Source organism: Pseudazoarcus pumilus (assembly GCF_002872475.1).
Taxonomy (GTDB): domain Bacteria; phylum Pseudomonadota; class Gammaproteobacteria; order Burkholderiales; family Rhodocyclaceae; genus Pseudazoarcus; species Pseudazoarcus pumilus.
Genome location: NZ_CP025682.1, coordinates 484,173 through 506,185, shown reverse-complemented (window position 1 = coordinate 506,185; position 22,013 = coordinate 484,173). Strand labels below are relative to the sequence as shown.

At 66.8% G+C, this 22,013-nt stretch carries 25 protein-coding genes, 1 pseudogene and 1 riboswitch; of the genes and pseudogenes, 10 read left to right on the top strand and 16 right to left on the bottom strand.

Translation table 11 applies throughout. The features are described from left to right. Positions 1 to 15: 15 nt before the first annotated feature. Complete coding sequence (locus C0099_RS02385) at positions 16 to 480, bottom strand: pilin (protein WP_102245964.1); 465 nt, start codon at positions 478 to 480, stop codon at positions 16 to 18. A 331-nt stretch (positions 481 to 811) separates the two neighbouring features. Between C0099_RS02385 and tviB the strand changes: the two genes are divergently transcribed. Next, entirely contained in the window at positions 812 to 2,089 is a 1,278-nt protein-coding gene (gene tviB, locus C0099_RS02380; protein WP_102245963.1) for a Vi polysaccharide biosynthesis UDP-N-acetylglucosamine C-6 dehydrogenase TviB, read from the top strand. 52 nt (positions 2,090 to 2,141) lie between these two features. Here tviB and C0099_RS02375 read toward each other — a convergent pair whose 3' ends face one another. From C0099_RS02375 to C0099_RS02315, 13 genes and pseudogenes are all read right to left on the bottom strand, one after another. Continuing rightward, positions 2,142 to 2,504 (bottom strand): HepT-like ribonuclease domain-containing protein, encoded by a 363-nt coding sequence (locus C0099_RS02375; protein ID WP_102245962.1) that lies wholly within the window; start codon positions 2,502 to 2,504, stop codon positions 2,142 to 2,144. 9 nt (positions 2,505 to 2,513) lie between these two features. Next, on the bottom strand, positions 2,514 to 2,798 hold the full coding sequence (locus C0099_RS02370; RefSeq protein ID WP_102245961.1) for a nucleotidyltransferase family protein: 285 nt from the start codon (positions 2,796 to 2,798) through the stop codon (positions 2,514 to 2,516). After that, positions 2,770 to 2,976 (bottom strand): hypothetical protein, encoded by a 207-nt coding sequence (locus tag C0099_RS15815; RefSeq protein ID WP_123785209.1) that lies wholly within the window; start codon positions 2,974 to 2,976, stop codon positions 2,770 to 2,772. Before C0099_RS15815 ends, C0099_RS02370 begins: the two co-directional genes overlap by 29 nt. A 76-nt stretch (positions 2,977 to 3,052) precedes the next feature. Continuing rightward, positions 3,053 to 3,439, bottom strand: coding sequence for a type II toxin-antitoxin system VapC family toxin (locus C0099_RS02365; RefSeq protein ID WP_102245960.1), 387 nt, complete (start codon positions 3,437 to 3,439; stop codon positions 3,053 to 3,055). Next, positions 3,439 to 3,669 carry a type II toxin-antitoxin system Phd/YefM family antitoxin gene (locus C0099_RS02360; protein ID WP_102245959.1) on the bottom strand — a complete coding sequence of 77 codons (231 nt, stop codon included), beginning with the start codon at positions 3,667 to 3,669 and terminating at the stop codon, positions 3,439 to 3,441. The genes C0099_RS02365 and C0099_RS02360 overlap by 1 nt, the downstream gene beginning before the upstream one ends. 90 nt (positions 3,670 to 3,759) lie before the next feature. Further along, a pseudogene (locus C0099_RS16305) lies at positions 3,760 to 3,828 on the bottom strand (helix-turn-helix domain-containing protein); the annotation flags it as partial. Between the two features lie 176 nt (positions 3,829 to 4,004). After that, positions 4,005 to 5,033 (bottom strand): IS30 family transposase, encoded by a 1,029-nt coding sequence (locus C0099_RS02350; protein WP_102245957.1) that lies wholly within the window; start codon positions 5,031 to 5,033, stop codon positions 4,005 to 4,007. Between the two features lie 78 nt (positions 5,034 to 5,111). Beyond that, on the bottom strand, positions 5,112 to 6,410 hold the full coding sequence (locus C0099_RS02345) for a type II toxin-antitoxin system HipA family toxin (protein ID WP_102245956.1): 1,299 nt from the start codon (positions 6,408 to 6,410) through the stop codon (positions 5,112 to 5,114). After that, positions 6,410 to 6,736, bottom strand: a complete 327-nt coding sequence (locus C0099_RS02340) for a helix-turn-helix domain-containing protein (protein ID WP_228151631.1) — start codon at positions 6,734 to 6,736, stop codon at positions 6,410 to 6,412. The genes C0099_RS02345 and C0099_RS02340 overlap by 1 nt, the downstream gene beginning before the upstream one ends. A gap of 189 nt (positions 6,737 to 6,925) precedes the next feature. Then, positions 6,926 to 8,266 carry a sigma-54-dependent transcriptional regulator gene (locus C0099_RS02335; protein WP_102245954.1) on the bottom strand — a complete coding sequence of 447 codons (1,341 nt, stop codon included), beginning with the start codon at positions 8,264 to 8,266 and terminating at the stop codon, positions 6,926 to 6,928. Next, complete coding sequence (locus C0099_RS02330) at positions 8,263 to 9,813, bottom strand: sensor histidine kinase (RefSeq protein WP_102245953.1); 1,551 nt, start codon at positions 9,811 to 9,813, stop codon at positions 8,263 to 8,265. The genes C0099_RS02335 and C0099_RS02330 overlap by 4 nt, the downstream gene beginning before the upstream one ends. Further along, positions 9,810 to 10,052, bottom strand: coding sequence for a PP0621 family protein (locus tag C0099_RS02325; RefSeq protein ID WP_102245952.1), 243 nt, complete (start codon positions 10,050 to 10,052; stop codon positions 9,810 to 9,812). Before C0099_RS02325 ends, C0099_RS02330 begins: the two co-directional genes overlap by 4 nt. 525 nt (positions 10,053 to 10,577) lie before the next feature. After that, the gene (locus tag C0099_RS02315) at positions 10,578 to 10,802 is read right to left on the bottom strand and encodes a DUF1902 domain-containing protein (protein ID WP_102245950.1); all 225 of its coding nucleotides are present in this window, start codon (positions 10,800 to 10,802) and stop codon (positions 10,578 to 10,580) included. A gap of 110 nt (positions 10,803 to 10,912) precedes the next feature. On the opposite strand from C0099_RS02315, the gene mtnA reads away from it, so the two are divergent. Beyond that, entirely contained in the window at positions 10,913 to 11,986 is a 1,074-nt protein-coding gene (mtnA, locus tag C0099_RS02310) for an S-methyl-5-thioribose-1-phosphate isomerase (protein ID WP_102245949.1), read from the top strand. Next, positions 11,979 to 12,632, top strand: a complete 654-nt coding sequence (locus C0099_RS02305; protein WP_102245948.1) for a class II aldolase/adducin family protein — start codon at positions 11,979 to 11,981, stop codon at positions 12,630 to 12,632. The genes mtnA and C0099_RS02305 overlap by 8 nt, the downstream gene beginning before the upstream one ends. A gap of 102 nt (positions 12,633 to 12,734) precedes the next feature. On the opposite strand, the gene C0099_RS02300 is transcribed toward C0099_RS02305, so the two are convergent. Both C0099_RS02300 and C0099_RS02295 read right to left on the bottom strand, forming a co-directional pair. Next, positions 12,735 to 13,607 (bottom strand): lysophospholipid acyltransferase family protein, encoded by an 873-nt coding sequence (locus C0099_RS02300; RefSeq protein ID WP_102245947.1) that lies wholly within the window; start codon positions 13,605 to 13,607, stop codon positions 12,735 to 12,737. Beyond that, on the bottom strand, positions 13,604 to 14,461 hold the full coding sequence (locus C0099_RS02295) for a lysophospholipid acyltransferase family protein (RefSeq protein ID WP_102245946.1): 858 nt from the start codon (positions 14,459 to 14,461) through the stop codon (positions 13,604 to 13,606). Before C0099_RS02295 ends, C0099_RS02300 begins: the two co-directional genes overlap by 4 nt. A gap of 212 nt (positions 14,462 to 14,673) precedes the next feature. On the opposite strand from C0099_RS02295, the gene metK reads away from it, so the two are divergent. From metK to metF, 7 genes are all read left to right on the top strand, one after another. Further along, positions 14,674 to 15,840: a methionine adenosyltransferase gene (metK, locus tag C0099_RS02290; protein ID WP_102245945.1), complete on the top strand. Its 1,167-nt coding sequence runs from the start codon at positions 14,674 to 14,676 to the stop codon at positions 15,838 to 15,840. 111 nt (positions 15,841 to 15,951) lie between these two features. Continuing rightward, positions 15,952 to 17,028, top strand: a complete 1,077-nt coding sequence (locus tag C0099_RS02285; protein ID WP_102245944.1) for a calcium/sodium antiporter — start codon at positions 15,952 to 15,954, stop codon at positions 17,026 to 17,028. Between the two features lie 39 nt (positions 17,029 to 17,067). Beyond that, positions 17,068 to 17,162: riboswitch (S-adenosyl-L-homocysteine riboswitch) on the top strand. Positions 17,163 to 17,241: 79 nt separating this feature from the next. Next, the gene (gene ahcY, locus C0099_RS02280; RefSeq protein WP_102245943.1) at positions 17,242 to 18,651 is read left to right on the top strand and encodes an adenosylhomocysteinase; all 1,410 of its coding nucleotides are present in this window, start codon (positions 17,242 to 17,244) and stop codon (positions 18,649 to 18,651) included. Between the two features lie 118 nt (positions 18,652 to 18,769). Further along, the gene (locus C0099_RS02275) at positions 18,770 to 19,426 is read left to right on the top strand and encodes a GNAT family N-acetyltransferase (RefSeq protein WP_102245942.1); all 657 of its coding nucleotides are present in this window, start codon (positions 18,770 to 18,772) and stop codon (positions 19,424 to 19,426) included. Further along, complete coding sequence (locus C0099_RS02270) at positions 19,423 to 20,295, top strand: carbon-nitrogen hydrolase family protein (protein WP_102245941.1); 873 nt, start codon at positions 19,423 to 19,425, stop codon at positions 20,293 to 20,295. The genes C0099_RS02275 and C0099_RS02270 overlap by 4 nt, the downstream gene beginning before the upstream one ends. A gap of 21 nt (positions 20,296 to 20,316) precedes the next feature. Next, positions 20,317 to 21,153 carry a TlyA family RNA methyltransferase gene (locus C0099_RS02265; RefSeq protein ID WP_102245940.1) on the top strand — a complete coding sequence of 279 codons (837 nt, stop codon included), beginning with the start codon at positions 20,317 to 20,319 and terminating at the stop codon, positions 21,151 to 21,153. Continuing rightward, positions 21,140 to 21,982 carry a methylenetetrahydrofolate reductase [NAD(P)H] gene (metF, locus tag C0099_RS02260; RefSeq protein WP_102245939.1) on the top strand — a complete coding sequence of 281 codons (843 nt, stop codon included), beginning with the start codon at positions 21,140 to 21,142 and terminating at the stop codon, positions 21,980 to 21,982. The genes C0099_RS02265 and metF overlap by 14 nt, the downstream gene beginning before the upstream one ends. The last annotated feature ends 31 nt before the right edge of the window (positions 21,983 to 22,013 follow it).

Genomic DNA, 22,013 nt, shown 5'->3' with positions numbered 1-22,013 from the left:
ACCTAAACAAGTCGCTTAGTCGCGGCAGGAGCCTGGCAGCCAAGCCATCTTGGCGGTAGTCTCATCAAAATTGTCACCAGCCGTGCATGTCCATGACGTGATATGGAATGTGCTTGAATAAACCGGGGAAAGCTCGATGCTCAAACCAAGCAACGACCCACCAGCCTCGACTTCGATCACCCCGTTAGTGCTGCCCGTCCCACCACCAGCGCCCGACGACACCGTGATGTAACTGGCGTAATCGGTTTTCCTGAAGCCGGAGGCGCAATCACTCATGTCTGCACCGTTACCGTCGCGGTGAGCTTGAACAATCTCGGTGACGCAAGTCCGTGCTGTACTGGCAGCAAGCACGACCTCGGACGCGCGCGCGCGCTGCGTGTAGTCCTGATAGGCCGGCAGCGCGACGGCTGCCAGGATGCCGATGATCGCGACGACGATCATCAGTTCGATAAGGGTAAAGCCCTGTTGCATCTTCTTCATGTTCAACTCCTTGCGGATCGTGATCGCGGATATCCCGGCTGCTTCGAGCCACGCAAGACGTGTGCCACATTCGTCCGGCCGACATCGACGGGCGGATCATCGCGCAAAACCCGCGTTGTAACAAGGATTTCCGCGCGGTTCGTCAGAGAATGTCTGAAGCATGCAACAGTCACGGGCGTGACACGAATTGTCCACCTTTGACAATTCTCGCCGCATGCGCGTCACACCCTGACAATCGTCCGGCGTCGAGGCCGGCATGCGCCCTACCGCTTGCCATGCAGGCGGTCTATGATCGGCCGTTCCTGCCTCTTGTTGTTTGCGGAGTTCGAACATGGATGCACCTGCTGCGCCCCACATCGCGGTGATCGGCCTGGGCTATGTCGGGCTGCCGCTGGCGGTCGCGTTTGCGCAACGCTTCGACGTGACGGGCTTCGATATCTCGCGCGTGCGCATCGAACGCCTGCGCGCCGGGCATGACGACACGCGCGAGGTGGCCAATGCGGTGCTGCGCGACGCCGCGCGGCTGCGCTTCACGCTGGATGTGACGGACATCGCCGCGTGCGACACCTACATCGTGACCGTGCCCACGCCGATCGACACGCACAAGCGCCCGGACCTCGGTCCGCTGCTGGCTGCGTGCGAGACCGTGGGCGGGGTGCTCAAGCGCGGCGATCTGGTGGTGTTCGAATCCACCGTGTATCCGGGCGCCACCGAGGAGGAGTGCGTGCCGGTGCTCGAGGCGCGCTCGGGGCTGCGGCTGAACGAGGATTTTGCGGTGGGCTACAGTCCGGAGCGCGTCAATCCGGGGGATCGCGAGCACCGCATCGAGAACATCCTCAAGGTCACCTCGGGTTCCTCACCGGAGGCTGCCGAGCGCGTAGACAGGCTGTACGCCACCATCGTCAGCGCCGGCACGCACTGTGCGCCGAGCATCCGCGTGGCGGAAGCGGCCAAGGTGATCGAGAACACGCAGCGCGATCTGAACATCGCGCTGATCAACGAGTTGGCAATCATCTTCGCGCGCATGGGGCTGGATACCCAGGCTGTGCTGGAGGCGGCGGGCACCAAGTGGAACTTCCTGCCCTTCCGCCCGGGGCTGGTGGGCGGGCACTGCATCGGGGTGGATCCGTACTACCTCACGCACAAGGCGCAGGCCATCGGCCATCACCCGGAAATCATCCTCGCCGGCCGGCGCCTGAACGATGCCATGGGCGCCTGGGTGGCCTCGCAGCTGGTCAAGGCCATGATCCGCCGCCGCATCGAGGTGGACGGCGCACGCGTGCTGGTGATGGGGCTGACCTTCAAGGAAAATTGCCCGGATCTGCGCAACACCCGCGTGGTCGACGTGGTGCGAGAGCTGGCCGATTACGGCATCCGCGTGGACGTGACCGACCCGCAGGCCGACCCGACCGACGCCATGCGCGAGCACGGCATCGAACTGGTCGCCGACCCCGCGCCAGGCGACTACGACGGCATCGTGCTGGCCGTCAGCCACGAGGAATTCCGCAACCTCGGTTCCGCGCGCATCCGCGCACTGGGCAAGCCGGTGCACGTGCTCTACGACCTCAAGTACGTGCTGGCGCGGGATGAGGCGGATTTGCGGTTGTAGGGGGCGCGGCTCTAACGGGCCGGGGTGTCGCACTCGCTTCGCTCGATGCGACCTACGGGCGATCGCGGCTGCCGGACTTTTCGAGCATCCTGCCGAGCGCTTCATGCAACGGTGAGAGCTCCCGCTCCACCACATTCCATATCGCGTCGACGTCGACGCCAAGGTAGTCGTGGACGAGAATATTCCTGAAGCCGGATATCGCTCGCCACGAAATTGCCGGCTCGCTTACCTTGAGTTCGTCGCTCAGCCGCTGACTGGATTCCGCGAGCACCTGCAGGTTGCGCAACACCGCATCCTGGACCAGGCGCGAGGACCGGAACAACGTCTCGTCGTCGCCCACATAATCGGATACCCGATCGATGCATTCGAGCATGTGGACAAGATAAAGTCTGTCGGCCTCGTGTCCGGGCTTCATTTGCGAAGGTCAGAGTGAGCGGGCTTCATCGAGAACGCGCGCTCGCACCAGCGGATGCAGCGCGGCGGGCGTGACCAGGTCGACCGGGCGTCCGAGCAGGTCCTGCGCCTCCATCTGCATCTCCCCCAGAACGAATCCCGATGTACCCGGCTCGGCCTCGACCAACAGATCGACATCGCTGGATTCGTCGCCATCGTCGCGTGCCATCGATCCGAAAACCTTGATCGAACGGACGCGAAAGCGGAGTGCGAGGGCTTTCAACTCGTCACGATGCGTTTCGATCAATGGATGCATGAGCCTCTCCGAAGTCCTTGCCATGGACACGCGCGCCAACCGACGCGACAGTTTCAAGCATACATCCGGCTTTCATGCGCGTCATCTCGCCACTGACGCAGTAAAGGTGCCAGGCTTCTACGATGGCATCGTGCTGCCCGTCGGCCACGACGAATTCCTCAAGCTGGGCGGCGCGCATCCGCGCACTGGGCAAGCCGGGGCACGTACTCTACGACCTCAAGCCGGGGTGTCGCACTCGCTTCGCTCGATGCGACCTACCAGACTACGCGTACCTGGAACTGTTCGAAGGCACGGTCAGTGGTGATCAGTGGCGCGTCCTCGATGACGCTTTGGGCGGCCAGCATGCGATCAAACGGATCTCGGTGCTCGACCGGTAGCCGACCGGCCGCTATGGCATGCCGATGGGTAATCGGCAGGTGTTCGAAGGCGTCGGCCGAGACCAGTTCATCGAAATAGTGCAGCGCATCGGCGGCCTGATCGAGCTTTCCGAGACGATGCTTGATGGCCAATTCCCAGGCCGACGCGGCGCTGACCAGAACGCGATTTTCGACGTCCGCAATAACTTCGCGCGCACGCGGAGAGAGGCGCGGGTCGTCCGTTAGCCACCACAGTAGCGCATGCGTGTCGAGCAGGAACGGCATCAGACGTTCCAGGCAGCGAGTTCTTCTTCAGGCAAGGGGTCGAAGAACTCGTCACCGACGCGCCCCTTCAGACGCCCGGGCGTACGCTGACGCGCTTCCGGCACAAGCGCCACGATGCGGGCATATGGCTTGCCCGCCTTGGCAAGAATGATCTCCTGGCCCGCATGGGCCTGGTCGATCAGGCGGGAAAGATGCGTCTTGGCTTCATGGACATTGACAATGATGCTCATCGCGACCTCGGTAGACCAATAGCTTGGTCAAGCTCTTCGAATGGTAGTCCGAATCGGCGAATTCCGCCACATGGTTGGGAATGGCCCACCCTATTCCATACCCCACTTCTGCAGCCGGTAGCGCAACTGGCGCAGCGTCATGCCCAGGCGGCGCGCGGCCTCGTCGAGAAACCGCAACGCGCTCGCGGTCGACGTGGTGCGCGAGCTGGCCGATTACGGCATCCGTTTGGGCGTGACCGACCCGTAGGCCGACGCGCGACTCGAACGTGGCGGGGTGTCGCACTCGCTTCGTTCGATACGAGCTACCAAATTTGCGTACCTGGAACTGCTCCGCCTCAAGAATCAAGTGCAACACGGTTGCGAAATTGAGCGATGTCCTGCGCCATGACTTCTTCCGGTGTTTTCCATTCCAGCGTCTGTCTGGGTCGTCCGTTCATCAGCCGGGCAATGGCGTTGAGCTGGATCTGGCTGACTTGCGACAGGTCAGCGCCCTTTGGCAGGAACTGGCGTAGCAGGCCGTTGGTGTTCTCGTTGCTGCCACGCTGCCAAGGGCTGTACGGGTCGGCAAACCAGATGTCCAGCTTCAGTCGCCGGGCCAACTCCTCATGACGCGCCATCTCGCTGCCCCGGTCATAGGTCAGGCTCTCGCGCAGGAAGGCCGGCATCTTCTTCATCTGCCGCGTGAAACCCTCCAGCGCCGCCTCGGCGCTGCAACCGTCCATCTTGCACAACACCACGAAGCGGCTCTTGCGCTCGACCAGCGTACCCACGGCCGAGCGATTAAACGCACCCTTGATGAAATCCCCTTCCCAGTGCCCGGGCAACTGGCGGGACTCGATTTCCTCCGGGCGGTTGTGGATGCGCAGCGCCTCGGCAATGGGCAGCCCACCAGGACGGGCCGCGCTCCGGCGCGGGCGACCGCGCGCGGGCTTGGATTGGCGCAGCGCGGCGATCATGCCCTGGCGCAAAGCCCCTTTCGGATGCGCGTAGATGCTCGCGTAAATCGTCTCGTGGCTGACCTGCCAGGTGGGGTCGTCGGGATGCATCTGGCGCAGTCTGGCAGCGATCTGTTGCGGCGACCAGTAGCGGTCGAGCAGCTTGTGGCGCACAAAACCATACAGCGCCGAACCTTCCATCAGCTTCAATCGCCGCACGCTGGCCTGACGACGGCGCCGGTACGCGCTCCCAGCGATGCTGGCCCGGTAGCTGCCATCCGACGCCCGATTACGGCTCAACTCGCGCGAAATCGTCGAACGGCAGCGGCCCAGCATTCTCGCAATGCGCGCTCCCGAGCTGCCGCGCAGTTGTTCCGCCATGATCAAACCGCGATCCTCAGCCGACAAGTGTGTGTAGTTTCTCTGCATGACAACACCCTAAATGATGGGTGTTGCACTTGGAAGTTGAGACTAGCCTGTTCGAAGGCGGGGACGCAGGAGCGCGAACTACATCGAGCGCCCGAGGAGCATGGCGGCGGCGTCCATCTGCCGGTGCTCGAAGGCGGGCGCGAAGTCGTCCAGCTCGGCCGGTCGCAGACCCACTTCCGGACCGAGCGCGAGCTGTCGCCAGTTCGCCACTGCTGCATGAACCTCACCCAGCACAGCCAGAGCCCGCCTTTCGTTCAACGCGAAGTAGGACGCGCGGGCCAACAACATCTTCACGTCAGTGACCGGACCGTCCTGCTCCGACAGCCAGGTTTTGGATTCCCTGTCCTTGTCCGGGAACGGGTTGATATCGAAGGCCGGCGCAAGTCGCCACAGCCCGCGTTCAACGTGCAGGAAACCATGGTTCTGAAGGTGGTCGTCGACGTTGGTGATCAGCAGGTTGAACAGCATTCGGCGCCATAACTGCTGTACATCCTGTGTCGGGGCATGCCCATGGGAGCGGATCGCGTCGGCGATCTCCGTGTAGCTGCGATCTTCCTCTCGTGAGGCCTGAAGGAGCGATGCGGCCGACTGGTAGGGAATGCGGCCGTCGACGCAGTCACGGTCAAATCGACGAATAACGGCCACCGGCACGTCGGCGAGCATGACAACTCGCGCCTGCGCGGCATCGATCCCCGCCAGCGCCGCCAATCGCAGCGCAAGGATCTCGCCGCGCGTGACGCTGCGCGTATCACTGACACTCGGAAATTTGCCGATGGCCAGCCAGCCGTCTTCGTCCACCATCGTGCACTTGGGCCGCAAGCCGCCGAGCGACGTCCCCTTGCCCTGAAGGTAACGCAGGTCCTCAGCTGTCTCGCGCCCACGCTCGACGGCACGGCTGGCCTGATAGATCCGTTCCAGCTCAATCAATGGCGGGATACTGCGCCGCCCCTCGGGAGCCATGCGGTACCAACCTCCGTCCACATCACGCAGACGCAGGGCACCGACACGGCTGAAGTCATCAACCGCCAGCAAGTAATCGATCTCGCTAAGCGCGGTCAGCTGCGGATTGGTCTTACGGCGCTTGGCATGATCGCGCGCAATGACGCGCCGCCCCCAGGCATCCGGCGCAGTATCGGCAATCGCGCCGTGGAACACGGAGTCATGTGGTGAAGCCGCCTTGTGTGACTGGTGGCCCGGCAGCAATTGCAGGTCGGCCGACACATTGAACCGCGCCGGGCTGACCAACCAGGACTCGTCATAGGCGAAGGCACAGTTTTCCCGCTGGCCCTGACGAACATACACCAGCGACCCAAGCGTCAGCCCCGCCTCGCCGATGCATACCTGAACCTGCTGGCGAATCGATGCGCCGGCCACCATCACAGCGCTCCTGAAGCGCCACCGGGATTTCTGCGCACGCGCTTGGGCAAGCGTTCGTCCATCAGCATCAAGCCGATCTCGTCGTTGGGCGTATCCAGCAGATGCTCCAATGCCTGGAGCTCACCGAACACATGCAACGCGCGAGCAAAGAAGTGGATGGGCACCCGCACGTCGCCTTTCTCCATGCGACGCACGGTGGACACGGACGCGCCCATGCGCTCGGCCAGCGACGCCTGGGAGATGTGACGTCGCCGACGCGCCAGGGAGAGATCGCCGCCAAGCTTTCGGATCGCGCGCTCGACGGGCAGGGGTATCGGCGGATGCACTTTTAACGCTCCCATCAGATCGGTAAAAGGCCATTGGAAGCCTTACCAGATCATTATAGAGGCCGCAAAAGGGTTCACACAATAAGCACCCCCATCGGAACGCTTAACTGATCTTATTGCTTCCTTGGGACAGCTATGCAGAAGCGAGGCAATGACGACCTGTGACCTCATCCAACCGCGCCTCCAGGCCTATTCCATGCCCCACTTCTGCAGCCGGTAGCGCAACTGGCGCAGCGTCATGCCCAGGCGGCGGGCGGCCTCGCTGCGGTTCCAGCGGGTTTCTTCCAGCGCGCGCAGGATGTGGCTGCGCTCGTCGTCGCCGCCCTGACCGGGCGGCGGCGTCACGGGCGAGGCGAGGGGCGCTGGCGCGGCGTCCAGCGCGAGGTCGGCGGGCGTGATCACATCGGAATCGCACAGTGCGCAGGCGCGTTCGAGCAGGTTCTCGAGCTCGCGCACGTTGCCGGGGAATGGATGGGCGCGCAGCGCAGCGAGCGACTCGGCCGACAAGCGTTGCGCAGGCCCGCCGTCGCGCGCGGCGAGCCGCGCGAGGATGTGCGCAGCCAGCGCCTCGATGTCCTCGGGACGCTCGCGCAGCGGCGGCACGTGCAGCGCGATGACGTTGATGCGGTAGAACAAGTCCTGGCGGAAGCGCCCTTCAGCCACCAATGCGGCCAGATCGCGGTGCGAGGCGGACAGCACGCGCACGTCCACGGCTTCTTCGGCGTGCGCCCCGACCGGGCGCACGGCGCGCTCCTGGATGGCGCGCAGCAGCTTGACTTGCATGGCCAACGGCAACTCGGCAACCTCGTCGAGGAACAGTGTGCCGCCCTGCGCGGCGCGGAACAGGCCGGGCTTGTCGGCGGTGGCGCCGGAAAAGCTGCCGCGCACGTGGCCGAAGAATTCGCTCTCCATCAGCTCATGCGGGATCGCGCCGCAGTTGACCGGCACGAAGGCACCGCCGGCGCGCGGGCCGAGCGCGTGGATGGAGCGCGCGATGACTTCCTTGCCGGTGCCGGATTCGCCATGGATGAACACCGGCGCCTGACTGCGCGCGAGCCGTGCGACCTGGGCGCGCAGGTGCTCGATGGCGGCGGAACGGCCGATGAGCCGCCGCACACCGTCCGCCTCGGGTTCATCCTGGGCGTGTTCGGGCACGCGCAGCGCGTGCTCGACGAGCGCGCGCACGGCCTTGACCTCGACCGGCTTGGTGACGAAATCGAAGGCGCCCAGCTTGAGCGCGCGAATCGCCGTGTCGATGCTGCCATGGGCCGAGATCACCGCCACCGGCAGGCCGGCGTGCGCCTGCTGGATGTAGGCCACCAGGTCGAGGCCGTCACCGTCGGGCAGGCGCATGTCGGTCAGGCACAAGCGATAGCTCCCCGACGCCAGCCGCTCGCGCGCCTCGGCCACGCTGCCGGCGGTGTCGCAACTCAGGCCCATGCGCAGCAGCGCGAGTTCCAGCAGTTCGCGGATGTCGGCCTCGTCGTCGATGACCAGCACGTCGGCACGTGCGCCCGACTCTGCGTTCATGGCGTCCTCCTTCCACTGAGCACGAAGTGCGCGCCGCCGGCATCGGGCAGCAGTTCGAGCTGCGCGCCGTTGGCATCAGCCAGCTCGCGCGCGATGTACAGCCCCAGCCCGGTGCCCTTGGGGTCGCTCGTGGCGAAGGGCTCGAAGACCTGCTCGCGCTTGTCGGGCGCGACCCCCGGGCCGTCATCGACGATGTGCAGCGCAGTGCGCTCGCCCGGCAGTTCCTGCGTGAAGAGGCGAATCGCGCCGGGCTCGCCGGAGCAGTAGCGACGCGCGTTGGCAAGCAGGTTGACGACGATCTGGTGCAGGTGCGCGCGGTCGATCCACAGCGTTGCATCGTCGGGCACGTCGAGCGCGTAGCGCGCGCGCTCGGCCTCGCCGGCCAACGTCAGTTCCTCGACGATGGCCGCCAGCGCCGGGGCCAGCGGCAGCGCCTCGCGAACGACCTCGTCGCGCCGGCCCAGGGCGAGCACGTCACGCACCATGCGCTCGATGCGTCGTGCATTGTCGCCGATGATGCGCACCAGCCGCTCCTGCACCTCGACGCGCTTTTCCTCGCCCAGCAGTTCGGCCGCCTGCGTCACGGCCGAGAGCGGGTTGCGGATCTCGTGCGCCATGCTCGCGGTCAGCCGCCCCAGCGCGGCGAGCTTTTGCTGCTGGATCTGCTTCTGCACGTCGGCGTAATCGGTGATGTAGACCAGTACGTCGCCCTCGCCCTCGCCGGCGGTGTGCGCCAGCAGTGCACGACAGCGCATCGGGCGCTCATCGGGGCCAAGCGGCAACTGCATGCTGTCGAAACTGCCCGAGGCGCGACAGGCGGCGACGGCTGCGTCCAGCGCGGGCATGTGTGCGCCCGCTTCCAGACCGGGGCCGAGCAGTTCGCGCGCGCGCGGGTTGACCTGCAGCAGGCGACCATTCTGGCCGAACACCAGCACGCCATCGTGCATGTCCTCGATGATGCGTTCGTTGATCGCCTGCTGGCGTCCCAGCGCCTCGCCGCGCGCCTCGGCGATGGTCTCGTGGGTACGTGCGCGCGCCGCCAACAGGCGTGTGGTCAGCGCGATCGCGAAGAAGGCGATGCACACGATGCCCACGCGTACCGTGTCGCTCGCCCCGCCAAACGTCAGCGCGCGCCAGGTGTTCTCGGCGAGCACCAGCAGCGTGGCGATCGACGCGAAGAACAGCGGCAACCGCCCCTCGACCAGCACGCCAGCGCCGGCGACATACACCATCATCAGCCCGGCGATGCCGCTGCCATGCCCGCCACTGACCGCCATCACCCCGACGAGCACGACGAAATCGACCGCGAACTGCAGCGCCACCAGACGCCGGTCGCCCAGCGCCAGCGCGAACGGAAAGCCGCTGACCAGGGCAAAGGCCACGTAGCCCAGGGTGAGTGCGAGATAGGCCTCGGGCCATTGCCCGCCCAGGCCCAGATCCTCGCCGGCGACGACGAACAGGCCGGCGACGACCAGCCGGAAGATGTTGAAGATGCGGCGCGGAACCGTGCGCTCGGCATCCGCCTGCGCGAGCCCCGCGAGCGTCATCGATCGCGCACGCCTAGCCGGCGGTGCTCATCCGAACAATAGAAGCCGCTGACGTCCTGCACGCCCTCGCTCTCGGGAATGTGCACACCGCAGTGCGCGCACGCGAGCATGCGCTCCGGGCCGGCCTTGTTTCCCTTGCGCTTGTGCGCGCCCGGCTTGCGCCGATGCCGATCCGCGAGCGCGCGCCGCGCCCACCAGTACAGGATGAACACCAGGATCAGGATGAGGATGGTACGCACGGCCGAATCGCCCGGTCTGGAAGCGGATCGAGTCTAGCATGCGGCGCGCGCGCAAACGGCTCAGAAGCCCTTGGGCAAGCCAGCCTGTTAGGGCCTGTTCACATTTGCCATGGCGGTCGCGCTTGGCCCAAATGGCTCGCAGATCAAGGCGCGGCGACGCCGCAATACCGGGTGTCTTGCAAGGAGCCGCAACGCCGAAATGCAGGCCATTTGGGCCAAGCCCTGCGGGTGGGTCTGTATGGCCGCGCCGGCGGCGTTGCGCTCATTGTCAAGGGAATGGCCATTGCCTGCTTCGCGCGTCTTGCCGGCACAGCCATACAGACCCACGCGATCCGCCAGCGCAATTGTGAACAGGCCCTAGCACCGCGTTCGCCGTGTGGCGGGACACGATGCGCTGATCGACGACGAAGTTTCGCCTGGTGATCGGCGAATACCAGATGTCGTGATCACCCCGGCCGTGACGTACGAAACGGCAGCCGGCATCGCGCAGTGCACGCTGCAGAGCCGGCGTCAGGTTTCCGCCCATCAGGCCGCGACATGCACCACCGAAGAGCGGCGCGCCGTGAGTTCGACCGAAACGTCGTTGCCCACGGCCTCCGCGCCGAGCAGGTCACACGCACGCGCGGCGATTTTCTGCATCAAGGCTTCCGTAGTCGGCGCCTCGGTAACCAAGCCGTCAAGCGAACTGTCGGCGACATACCACACGCCCGCTTCCTCGTCCCATTCCGCCTGAACACGAATACTGTGCATCGCAGCCTCCCGCACGACGCAATCGAAGCCTCCAGCATGCAACCGAACGCGATCGCGATCAAGCCGCACAGTGCAAACATTGCCCTTGGCGCGCGATTACAATCACGCCCATGTCCTTCGAACAACCCGTACCCACCATCGTGCGCGACGGCGACGCTGTCGTCGTCATCGACCAGACGCGCTTGCCGCACGAACTGACTTTTGTCCGCATCGAGACGCTGGCGCAGGCAGCGCACGCGATTGCCCACATGCAGGTGCGCGGTGCGCCGCTGATCGGCGCGACGGCCGCCTTCGGGCTTGCGCTGGCCCTGCGTGAGGCGAGCGACGACGTGCATCTGGATGCAGCCTGCGCACGCCTGGCCGCCACCCGCCCGACGGCCGTGAACCTGCACTGGGCGCTCGCACGCATGCGTGCGCGTCTTACGCCGCTGACACCGGCCGCGCGGCTCGAAGCGGCCTGGGCCGAGGCCGAGGCCATCCGCCGCGAGGACCGCGCCATGTGTGCGGCCATTGGCCGCCACGGCGCGGCGCGGCTGGCCGACATCGCGGCGCGGCGCGACGGGCCGGTGCGCGTGATGACGCACTGCAACGCCGGCTGGGTGGCGACCTGCGGTGCCGGCACGGCGCTCGCGCCGGTGTTCGAGGCGCACGCGCAAGGCCTGCCCGTGCATGTGTGGGTGAGCGAGACACGCCCGCGCAACCAGGGCCTGCTCACCGAATGGGAACTGCGCGAGGCGGGCGTGCCGCACACGCTGGTGGTCGACAACGCCGCCGGCATCCTGATCGCACGCGGCGAGGTGGACGTGGTGATCACCGGCGCTGACCGCATTGCCGCAAACGGCGACACCGCGAACAAGGTCGGCACCTACCTGAAGGCGCTGGCCGCGCACGACAACGGCGTGCCGTTCTGGGTGGCAGCGCCGAGTTCGACCTTGGATTTCGCCGCGGCCGACGGCACGACCCTGCCGATCGAGGACCGCGACCCCGACGAGGTGCGCCGCATCGCCGGCCCGGGCGAGGACGGGCGCATCGCCACGATCGCGCTCGCACCCGCCGCCGCGCCGGCCGCCAACCCGGCCTTCGACGTCACGCCGGCGCGACTCATCGACGCCATCATCACCGAAGCCGGCGTCTGCGCGCCCGGCGAGCTGGCCGCGCAGCGCCCGGAGCCTGCTCATGGCTGACGAACGCGTGCTGCGCGAAGCCCTGCTCGCCGCCGCGCGCGGCATGAGCGAAGCCGGGCTCAATGTCGGCACCTCGGGCAACGCCAGCGTGCGCTGGCAGGATGGCATGCTGATCACGCCGACCGGGCTCAAGGCCGAGGATTGCGACCCCGGCGACATGGTGTTCGTCGACGCAAGCGGCCAGGCGCATGGCGAGCGGGCGCCCTCGTCCGAATGGCCCATGCATCTGGGCGTGTATGCCGACCGCGCCGATGCGGGCGCAATCCTGCACGCACACCCGCCCTTCGCCACCGCGCTGGCCTGCCACCGGCTGGAGATCCCGCCCTTCCATTACATGATCGCGCGCTTTGGCGGCAGCACGGTGCGCTGCGCGCGCTACGCCACCTTCGGCACGGCGGCGCTGTCGGCGGCGGTGCGCGAGGCCATGCACGATCGCTCGGCCTGCCTGCTGGCAAACCACGGCATGCTGGTGAGCGGGCGCGATGCGGCGCATGCGCTGGACATGGCGATCGAGTTGGAGACGCTGTGCGAGCAGTACTGGCGGGCACTGCAACTGGGCGATCCGGTGCTGCTGTCGCAGGCGGAGATGGACGAGGTAATGGACCGCTTCGCCGGCTACGGCCAGCCGCAGGAAAACCCGTCGTAGGTCGCGACGAGCGCAGCGAGTGCGACATCCCCGCATCCAGCGGCAGCGTCGGAATTCGCCTGCGGCTCATCCCGACCTACAAAACCGTTAGCGGCCCGCACGTCAATACGGCTTCTTCTCGCCCGCCGGGCGCGTCTTGAAGCGGCGGTGCACCCAGTAGTACTGCTCCGGCATGGTGCGCACCACGGCCTCGATCTCGCGGTTCATGCGCGCGATGTCGGCCTCGACATCGTCGGTAGGGAAGTTCTCCCACGGCTCGCCGACCTCCACCACGTAGCCCTGCCCACCCGGCAGCATGCGCGTGGGGCACGGCACGACCGCTGCGCCGGCCAGGCGTGCGAGCCGCGCCAGGCCGGTGATGGTCGCGGTGGGCACGCCGAAGAAGGGTACGAAAACGACGTCCTTGGTGCGGAAGTTCATGTCGGGCAGGTAGTAGAACGGCCGCCCGCTCTTCATCGCGCGCACCGTCTTGCGCGGGCCGTCGTCGCGCGCGAGCAGCATCTGGTCGCCGAAGCGCTCGCGTCCGTGCAGCAGCCAGTGGTCGATCACCGCGTCGCTCTGACGCGCGTACATCGACAGCGAATCGAAGCGCATCGCGATGCCCGCACCGCCGGCATCCAGGCCGACGAAGTGCGGCGCGAGCAGGATGATGGGCCGGCCCGCGTCCTTGAGGCGGCGGATCACGTCTTCGTTGTCGACGCGGATCAGGCGGCGCAGACGTTCCTCGCTGGCCCACCACACGAGGCCGCGCTCGAGCAGGCTGCGCCCCAGCGCGGCGAAGTGGGCACGCGCCAGGCGTCGGCGCGCGGCGTCATCGAGTTCCGGAAAGCACAGACGCAGATTCACCGCGACGATGTGACGGCGACGGCGTACGAATACATACAGCAGCCGGCCGAAGCCGCGCCCGACCGCCGCCAGCACCGGCAACGGCAGCCAGTGCAGCAACCACATGATGGCGATGACGATGCGACTCACCGGGCGACCTCCTGCGGCGGCTCGACGCCCCTGGGCACCTTGTAGCGGTTGTAGCCCCACAGGTACTGGCCGGGGCAGCGCAGGATGAGGCGCTCGACCTCGCGGTTGATCGCCGCGCAACGCTGTTCCAGCGACCCGTCGATGGCCTCGACCGGCTCGGACAGGTGCACGATCCAGCCCGCGCCGCGCGGCAGCCGTTCGGTCCAGATCATCAGTACGCGCACGCCGCGCACCTCGGACAGGCGCGCGGCCAGGGTCATGGTCCATGCCGGTCGGCCGAAGAACGGCACCCACGCGCCCTCGCCCTGCTGCGGCGCCTGGTCGGGCAGCATGCCCACCATCTCGCCCGAGCGCAGCGCCTTGACCAGGCGCCGCACGCCGGAGACGTCGGCCGGCGCCACGCGCACCAGCCCGCGCGTGCGCCCGGCCTCCATCAGCGGGCGCAGCGCGGCCTTGCGCGGCGGACGGTAGAGCACGGTGATGGGGCCGTGGGTGGCGCAATACTGCGCACAAATCTCGAAGCAGCCCAGGTGCGGCGTGAGCAGCAGCACAGGCACGCGCTCGGCACAGGCGGCTTCGAGCAGCTCACGGCCCTCGACACGCACGACGCGTCCCAATACCTGGTCGAGCGGGCGCAGCCAGACGTAGGGCAGTTCGAACATCTGCCGCCCGGCGCCGACGATGGCCGCGCGCAGTACCTCGTCGGAAACATGGCCGATGGCCTGGAAGAGGTTTTCACGCAGGCGCCGGCGATACTTGGGAGAAGACCACCACACCGCCCAGCCAGCGAGGGTGCCGAGCGCATGCAGCCATGACAGCGGAAGACGGGAGAGCAGGCGGAAGATCGTGGTCACGAAGGCTCGCGGCAGTCGGGCGGCCGGCTTTGACCGCGACTCAAAGCGTACTATTATTGCGCAGCCGCCGAGTTAACACGACAACTTGCAGGGCGGCCCGTCCGACGCACGCCACGTCGGCGCAGAAATACTGCTAAAGCGTCGCCGCTCACACATCCCCGGAGCCGGCCACGCCGGAACAACCGGGGATTTTGTTTATCAGGAGTCGCTCGATGAGCAGGGAATTCCTCTTCACGTCCGAATCGGTTTCCGAAGGCCACCCCGACAAGGTCGCCGACCAGGTCTCCGACGGCATTCTCGACGCCATCCTCGCCGAGGATGCGCACGCCCGCGTGGCTTGCGAGACGCTGGTATCGACAGGCCTCGCGGTGGTCTCGGGCGAGATCACCACCAGTGCCCACGTCAATTACCGCGAAGTCGTGCAGGACGTCATCCGCCGCATCGGCTACGACGATTCGAGCATCGGCTTCGACTACAAGTCGTGCGCCATCCTCACCGCGATCAACCGCCAGTCGGCCGACATCGCGCAGGGCGTGAACGAGGGCGAGGGCCTTGACCGGGACCAGGGCGCGGGCGACCAGGGCCTGATGTTCGGCTACGCCTGCGACGAGACGGCGGCGCTGATGCCGCTGCCCATCCACTACGCCCACCGCATCATGCAAAGGCATTCGGAGGTGCGCAAGGACGGCCGCCTGCCGTGGCTGCGCCCGGACGCCAAGAGCCAGCTCACGGTGAAATACGTCGACGGCCGCCCGGTGGCGATCGACACCGTGGTGGTCTCCACCCAGCATCACCCCGACGTGTCGCACGCGCAGGTGTCGGAAGCGGTGATCGAGGAGATCATCAAGCCGGTGCTGCCCAGTGAATTGCTCGGCGACGACGTGAAGTACCTGATCAACCCGACCGGGCGCTTCGTCATCGGCGGCCCGCACGGCGACGCCGGCCTGACCGGACGCAAGATCATCGTCGACACCTACGGCGGATCGGCCCATCACGGCGGCGGCGCGTTCTCGGGCAAGGACCCGTCCAAGGTCGACCGCTCGGCCGCCTATGCGGCGCGCTGGGTCGCCAAGAACGTGGTGGCGGCCGGACTGGCCGCGCGCTGCGAGGTGCAGGTGGCCTACGCCATCGGCGTGGCCCGCCCGGTGAGCCTGATGGTCAACACCTTCGGTACCGCGGTCATCGACGAGGAGCGCATCGAGGAGCTGATCCGCCGCCACTTCGACCTGCGCCCCAAGGCCATCATCCAGGAGCTCGACCTGCTGCGTCCGATCTTCTCGAAGACCGCCGCCCACGGCCACTTCGGCCGCGACGAGCCGGAGTTCACCTGGGAGGCCACGACCAAGGCAGCCGCGCTGCGCGCCGACGCGGGGCTCTGATCCGGCGTCCCGCAGTCAACCTGCGGTCGCTATAATCGGCAACATCGAATCGGGCCGCGACGGGTTTCTACCCGTCGCGGCCCGCAAACGTTCCACACATCCGGCAGCATCATGCTCACCCACGCAATCTTCTTCGTCCTCGGACTCGTCACGCTGATCGTCGGCGCCGAACTGCTCGTGCGCGGCGCATCCAGACTCGCGCTGTCGACCGGCATCTCGCCGCTGGTCGTGGGCCTCACGGTGGTCGCCTTCGGCACCAGCGCGCCGGAAATGGCCGTGTCGGTGGGCGCCTCGCTGGGCGGCAACGCGGATCTGGCGATCGGCAACGTCGTGGGCAGCAACATCGCCAACATCCTGCTGATCCTCGGCATCTCGGCACTGGTCGCGCCGCTGGTGGTGAATGAACAGATCATTCGCCAGGAAGTACCGATCATGATCGGCGCCTGCGTGATCTTCGTCGCGATGGCGCTCGACGGCGACATCTCGCGTATCGAGGCTGGCGTGCTGTTTGCGCTGGTGATCGGCTATACCGTGTTCCTCATTCGTCAGTCGCGCAGCGCATCGCGCGAGTTGACCGACGAGTACGCGGCCGAGATGCCGGCCGACTCCAACTGGGACCGCCACTGGAGCGTGCAGCTCGGCCTCATCGTCGTCGGCCTGGGCGGGCTCATCCTGGGCGCGGACTGGCTGGTCGACTCGGCCGTGGCCTTCGCGCGCGCCTTCGGCGTGAGCGACCTGGTGATCGGCCTGACGGTGGTGGCGGTGGGCACCTCGATGCCCGAGATCGCCACCTCCATCGTCGCCGCCATCCGCGGCGAACGCGACATCGCCGTGGGCAACGTCGTGGGCAGCAACGTATTCAACATCTTCGCGGTGATCGGTGTCACCGGCCTGGTGTCGGCCGGCGGCATCCCGGTGCCCGAGGCGGCGCGCAACTTCGACCTGTGGGTGATGCTGGCGGTGGCCTTCGCGGCCCTGCCCATCATGCTCACCGGGCGCGAGATCGCGCGCTGGGAGGGTGGCATCTTCATCGGCTACTACGGCGCCTACACCGCCTACCTGATCCTCGCCGCGCAGGACCACGCCATCCTGCCGGCCTACTCCGGCGTGATGCTCGGCTACGTGCTGCCGCTGACCGTGGTGACGCTGATCGTCAGCATGATGCGCCACAACGGGCGGGCGGCGTAGCGCATCCGACGGACATCGACTGCTGTATAATCCGCCTCTGTTTCCGAGGAGCGCTGCAAGGCGTCGGGTTTTCGCCCGGCCCCAGGCTCGGAAGCCGCCGTCCGGCGGCATCGCCACAACCGCGCTCGCCTGTCCAACCCGCCGGGTTGGGGTCAAACGGGTGAGCCGCATCGCGCCCCCCTTCCCCGCCCGGCCAAATGCATGGAGCAACGCATGAACGCTGTGGCCGATTTCAAGGATTGTGTGATCGCCGACCCGTCGCTGGCCGGCTGGGGTCGCAAGGAAATCCGTATCGCCGAGACCGAAATGCCGGGCCTGATGGCCATCCGCGAGGAATTCGCGGCATCGCAGCCCCTCAAGGGCGCGCGCATCACCGGTTCGCTGCACATGACCATCCAGACCGCGGTGCTGATCGAGACGCTCACCGCGCTCGGCGCCGAGGTGCGCTGGGCCTCGTGCAACATCTTCTCGACGCAGGACCACGCGGCGGCGGCCATCGCGGCCACCGGCGTGCCGGTGTTCGCCGTCAAGGGCGAGACGCTGGCCGAATACTGGGACTACACCCACCGCATCTTCGACTGGCCCGACGGCGGCTTCTCGAACATGATCCTGGACGACGGCGGCGACGCCACGCTGCTGCTGCATCTGGGTGCGCGTGCCGAGCAGGACGTCTCGGTGCTCGCCAACCCCGGCTCCGAGGAGGAGCGCGCGCTGTTCGCGGCGATCAAGGCGCAGCTCGAACGCGACGGCGCGTGGTATTCGACGCGCCTGGACCAGATCCGCGGCGTCACCGAGGAAACCACCACCGGCGTCAACCGCCTGTACCAGATGCACGCCAAGGGCGAGCTGCGCTTTCCGGCGATCAACGTCAACGATTCGGTCACCAAGAGCAAGTTCGACAACCTCTACGGCTGCCGCGAATCGCTGGTCGACGGCATCAAGCGTGCCACCGACGTGATGATCGCCGGCAAGATCGCCGTGGTCGCCGGCTACGGCGACGTGGGCAAGGGCTCGGCGCAGGCGCTGCGCGCACTCTCCGCCCAGGTGTGGGTCACCGAGATCGACCCGATCTGCGCGCTGCAGGCGGCGATGGAAGGCTATCGCGTGGTCACCATGGATTACGCGTGCGAGCACGCCGACATCTTCGTCACCGCCACCGGCAACTACCACGTCATCACGCACGAGCACATGAAGCGCATGAAGGATCAGGCCATCGTGTGCAACATCGGCCACTTCGACAACGAGATCGACGTCGCCGCGCTCGAGCAGTACGAGTGGGAGGAGATCAAGCCGCAGGTCGATCACGTGATCTTCCCGTCTGGCCGCCGCATCATCCTGCTGGCCCAGGGCCGTCTCGTGAACCTGGGCTGCGGCACCGGCCACCCCAGCTACGTGATGAGTTCGAGCTTCGCCAACCAGACCATCGCGCAGATCGAGCTGTTCAATCATCCGGAGGACTATCCGACCGGGGTCTACACGCTGCCCAAGCATCTGGACGAGAAGGTTGCGCGGCTGCAGTTGCGTACGCTCAACGCCCAGCTGACCGAGCTGAGTGAAGAGCAGGCGGCCTACATCGGCGTTCCTCAGGAAGGGCCGTACAAGCCGGATCACTACCGCTACTGATTGTCATTGCGCGGCGCGCAGCGACGAAGCAATCTCGGGCGCAGCACACAAGCGGAGATTGCGTCGCTGCGCTCGCAATGACACGCTGCTCTCGTCACGCCGCCCCGGAACTCATTTCATGCCCCAGGCCACGGTCCGCCACACCCGTTTCGACGACATCGAACCGCTGATCGCGCTGCAGCAACGCGTCTATCCCGACATTCCGTCGTGGTCGGCCGAGCAGATGCGCCACCAGCTCGAGGTCTTCCCGCAAGGCCAGCTCATCGCCGAGGTCGAGGGTCAGCTGGCCGGCTGCGCCAGCTCGCTGGTGATCACCTGGGACGACTGGGGCGAGCACCACACCTGGGACGAGATCACCGCCAGCGGCAGCTTCGAGAGCCACAACCCGATGGGTCGCACGCTCTACGGCGCGGAGGTGTTCGTGAACCCGGAACTGCGCGGCAGCGGCGTGGGCCACGCACTCTACGAGGCGCGACGCGACATCTGTCGACGCATGAACCTCAAGCGCATCATCGCCTGCGGACGCATGCCCGGCTACCACCGCTTCGCCGACCGCATGACCGCCGAGGAATACGCCAAGCGCGTGATCTGGGGCGACATCAGCGACCCGGTGCTGGGCTTTCAGCTGCACGAGGGCTTCAGCTATTGCGGCATCGTCCATGGCTATCTGCCGGAGGACGCCGAATCGCTGGGCAACGCCTCGCTGATCGTGTGGCTCAACCCCGACTATGATCCGGGCGCAGCGACCCGGATCCCCGAGGAGGACGACCGATGATCGTACGCATCGCCGCGGTGCAGTATCTGCTGCGCCAGATCCACGACTGGTCCGGCTTCGAGAACCAGGTGCGCTTCGTCATGCAGGCCGCGGGCGACTACCGTCCGCACTTCGTGCTGCTGCCGGAAATCTTCACGACGCAGTTGCTGTCGTTCATGGACACACGCGACATGCCCGAGGCCGTGCGCAACATGCACGACTACACGCCGCGCTATCTCGACCTGATGCGCGAACTGGCAGCCGAGTGGCGCGTATTCCTGATCGGCGGCAGCCACCCCACGCTGCGCGACGGCCAGCTCTACAACACGGCTTACCTGTTCACGCCCGAAGGCGATATCTACGAGCAGGACAAGATCCACCGCACGCGCTGGGAGCGCGAGATGTGGGACACGGCCGCGGGCGACCAGCTGCATCTGTTCGACACGCCCTTCGGCAAGATCGCGATCCTGATCTGCTACGACATCGAATTCCCGGAGCTGGCGCGCATGGTCAGCGAGGCCGGCGCCGACATCCTCTTCGTGCCCTCATGCACCGACGACCGTCAGGGCTTTTTGCGCGTGCGCTATTGCTGCCACGCGCGCGCGATCGAGAACCAGGTGTATGTGGCCATGACCAGCACCGTGGGCAACCTGCCGGTGCAGGGGCTGGGCGTGCATTACGGTCAGGCGAGCATCATCACGCCGTCGGACTTTCCGTTCGCACGCGACGGCATCGCCGCCGAGGGCACGGCCAACGTCGAGCAGATCGTCATTGCCGACGTCAACGTCGACAACCTCGCCCACAATCGCGTCAACGGCACGACCATCCCGCTCTACGACAAGCGCCACGACGTGTACGAGAACCCGGTGCAGGTCGTCGAGATCCGCTGAACGCCCGCGAGAACCGCCGCCGTGTCGATGAACTCCTTCCACGCCCGCAAGAGCCGGCCGGCACCTGTGACGCGTTCGGTGCCCCAACCGGCCGATCACGGCGGCCTGTCGCGTGCCGACGCACTGCTGGTCGAACGCGGCCTGGCCGCTTCACGCGCACGCGCGCAGGCGGCGATCGCGGCCGGGCGCGTGGTCGCAGACGGTCGTCCGGTGACAAAGCCTTCGCACCTGCTGGCGCCGGATGCGGATCTGTGCGTCGCGGCGGATGAGGCCGAGCGTTTCGTCTCGCGCGGCGGGCTGAAGCTGGCCGGCGCGCTGGCACACACCGGGATGGACGTAACGGACCGCACCTGCCTGGACGTCGGCCAGTCCACCGGCGGCTTCAGCGACTGCCTGCTGCAGGCCGGCGCAGCGCGGGTGGTCGGCGTCGAGGTCGGTCACGGCCAGCTCGACGCGAGGCTCGCAGGCGACGCCCGCTGCGTGACGCTCGAAGGCCTCAACGCGCGCGAACTCGACGCCGCACGCCTCGGCGAGCACGCTCCGCCCGGCGGCTTCGATCTGATCGTGTGCGACGCGAGCTTCATCTCGCTGGCACTGCTCATGCCGCAATGGCCTGCGCTGCTCGCGCCGCAAGGCGACGTGCTGGCGCTGGTCAAACCGCAGTTCGAAGTGGGGCCGAAAGGCGTCGGCAAGGGCGGCATCGTGCGCGATGCCGCGCTCTACGCCGACGTCGAGGCGCGGCTGCGTGCCGTCGCCACCGACTGCGGCCTGGCCGTGCGCGACTGGTTCGACTCCCCCATCGCCGGCGGCGACGGCAACCGCGAATTCTTCCTCTGGATGCAACATGCAAACCACTGAACTTTCGATTGAATTCTTCCCGCCGCAGACCCCGGTCGGCGCCGAAAAGCTGCGCGTCGTGCAGACCCGACTGGCCGAGGCGCTGGATCCCGCATTCTTTTCGGTGACCTACGGTGCCGGCGGCTCGACGCGCGAGCGCACCTTCAACACCGTGCGCGAGATCGCCGCCACCGGCGCCGAGGCCGCGCCGCATTTGTCGTGCGTGGGATCGAGCCGCGCCGAGTTGCGCGCCATCCTCGACGAATACATGGAGGCCGGCATCCGCCGCATCGTCGCATTGCGCGGCGACCTGCCCTCGGGCGCCGGCGCCGGGGGCGAGTTGCGCTACGCCAACGAACTGGTGGAATTCATCCGCGCGGAGACGGGGAATCGCTTCCTGATCGAGGTCGCGGCCTACCCGGAGTGGCATCCGCAGGCTAGAACCCCGCGTGACGACCTGACGAATTTCAAGCGCAAGGTCGACGCCGGCGCCACTTCGGCGATCACGCAGTATTTCTACAACCTCGATGCCTACACCCACTTCGTCGACGAGGTGCGTGCGCTCGGCGTCACGATCCCGATCGTGCCGGGCATCATGCCGATCACCAGCTTTTCCAAGCTCGCGCGCTTCTCGGACGCCTGCGGGGCCGAAATCCCGCGCTGGATGCGCCGCAAGTTCGAGGCCTTCGGCGACGACGCCGACTCGATCCGCGCGTTCGGTCTGGATGTGGTCACCGAACTGTGCGAACGCCTGCTCGCCGCCGGCGCGCCGGGCCTGCACTTCTATTCGATGAACCAGGCCGACGCCACCATCGAGATCTGCCGCCGGCTGGGACTGGCGAAGGGATAAACACGCCGCCCAGGACCTGCATCGCCTGTCG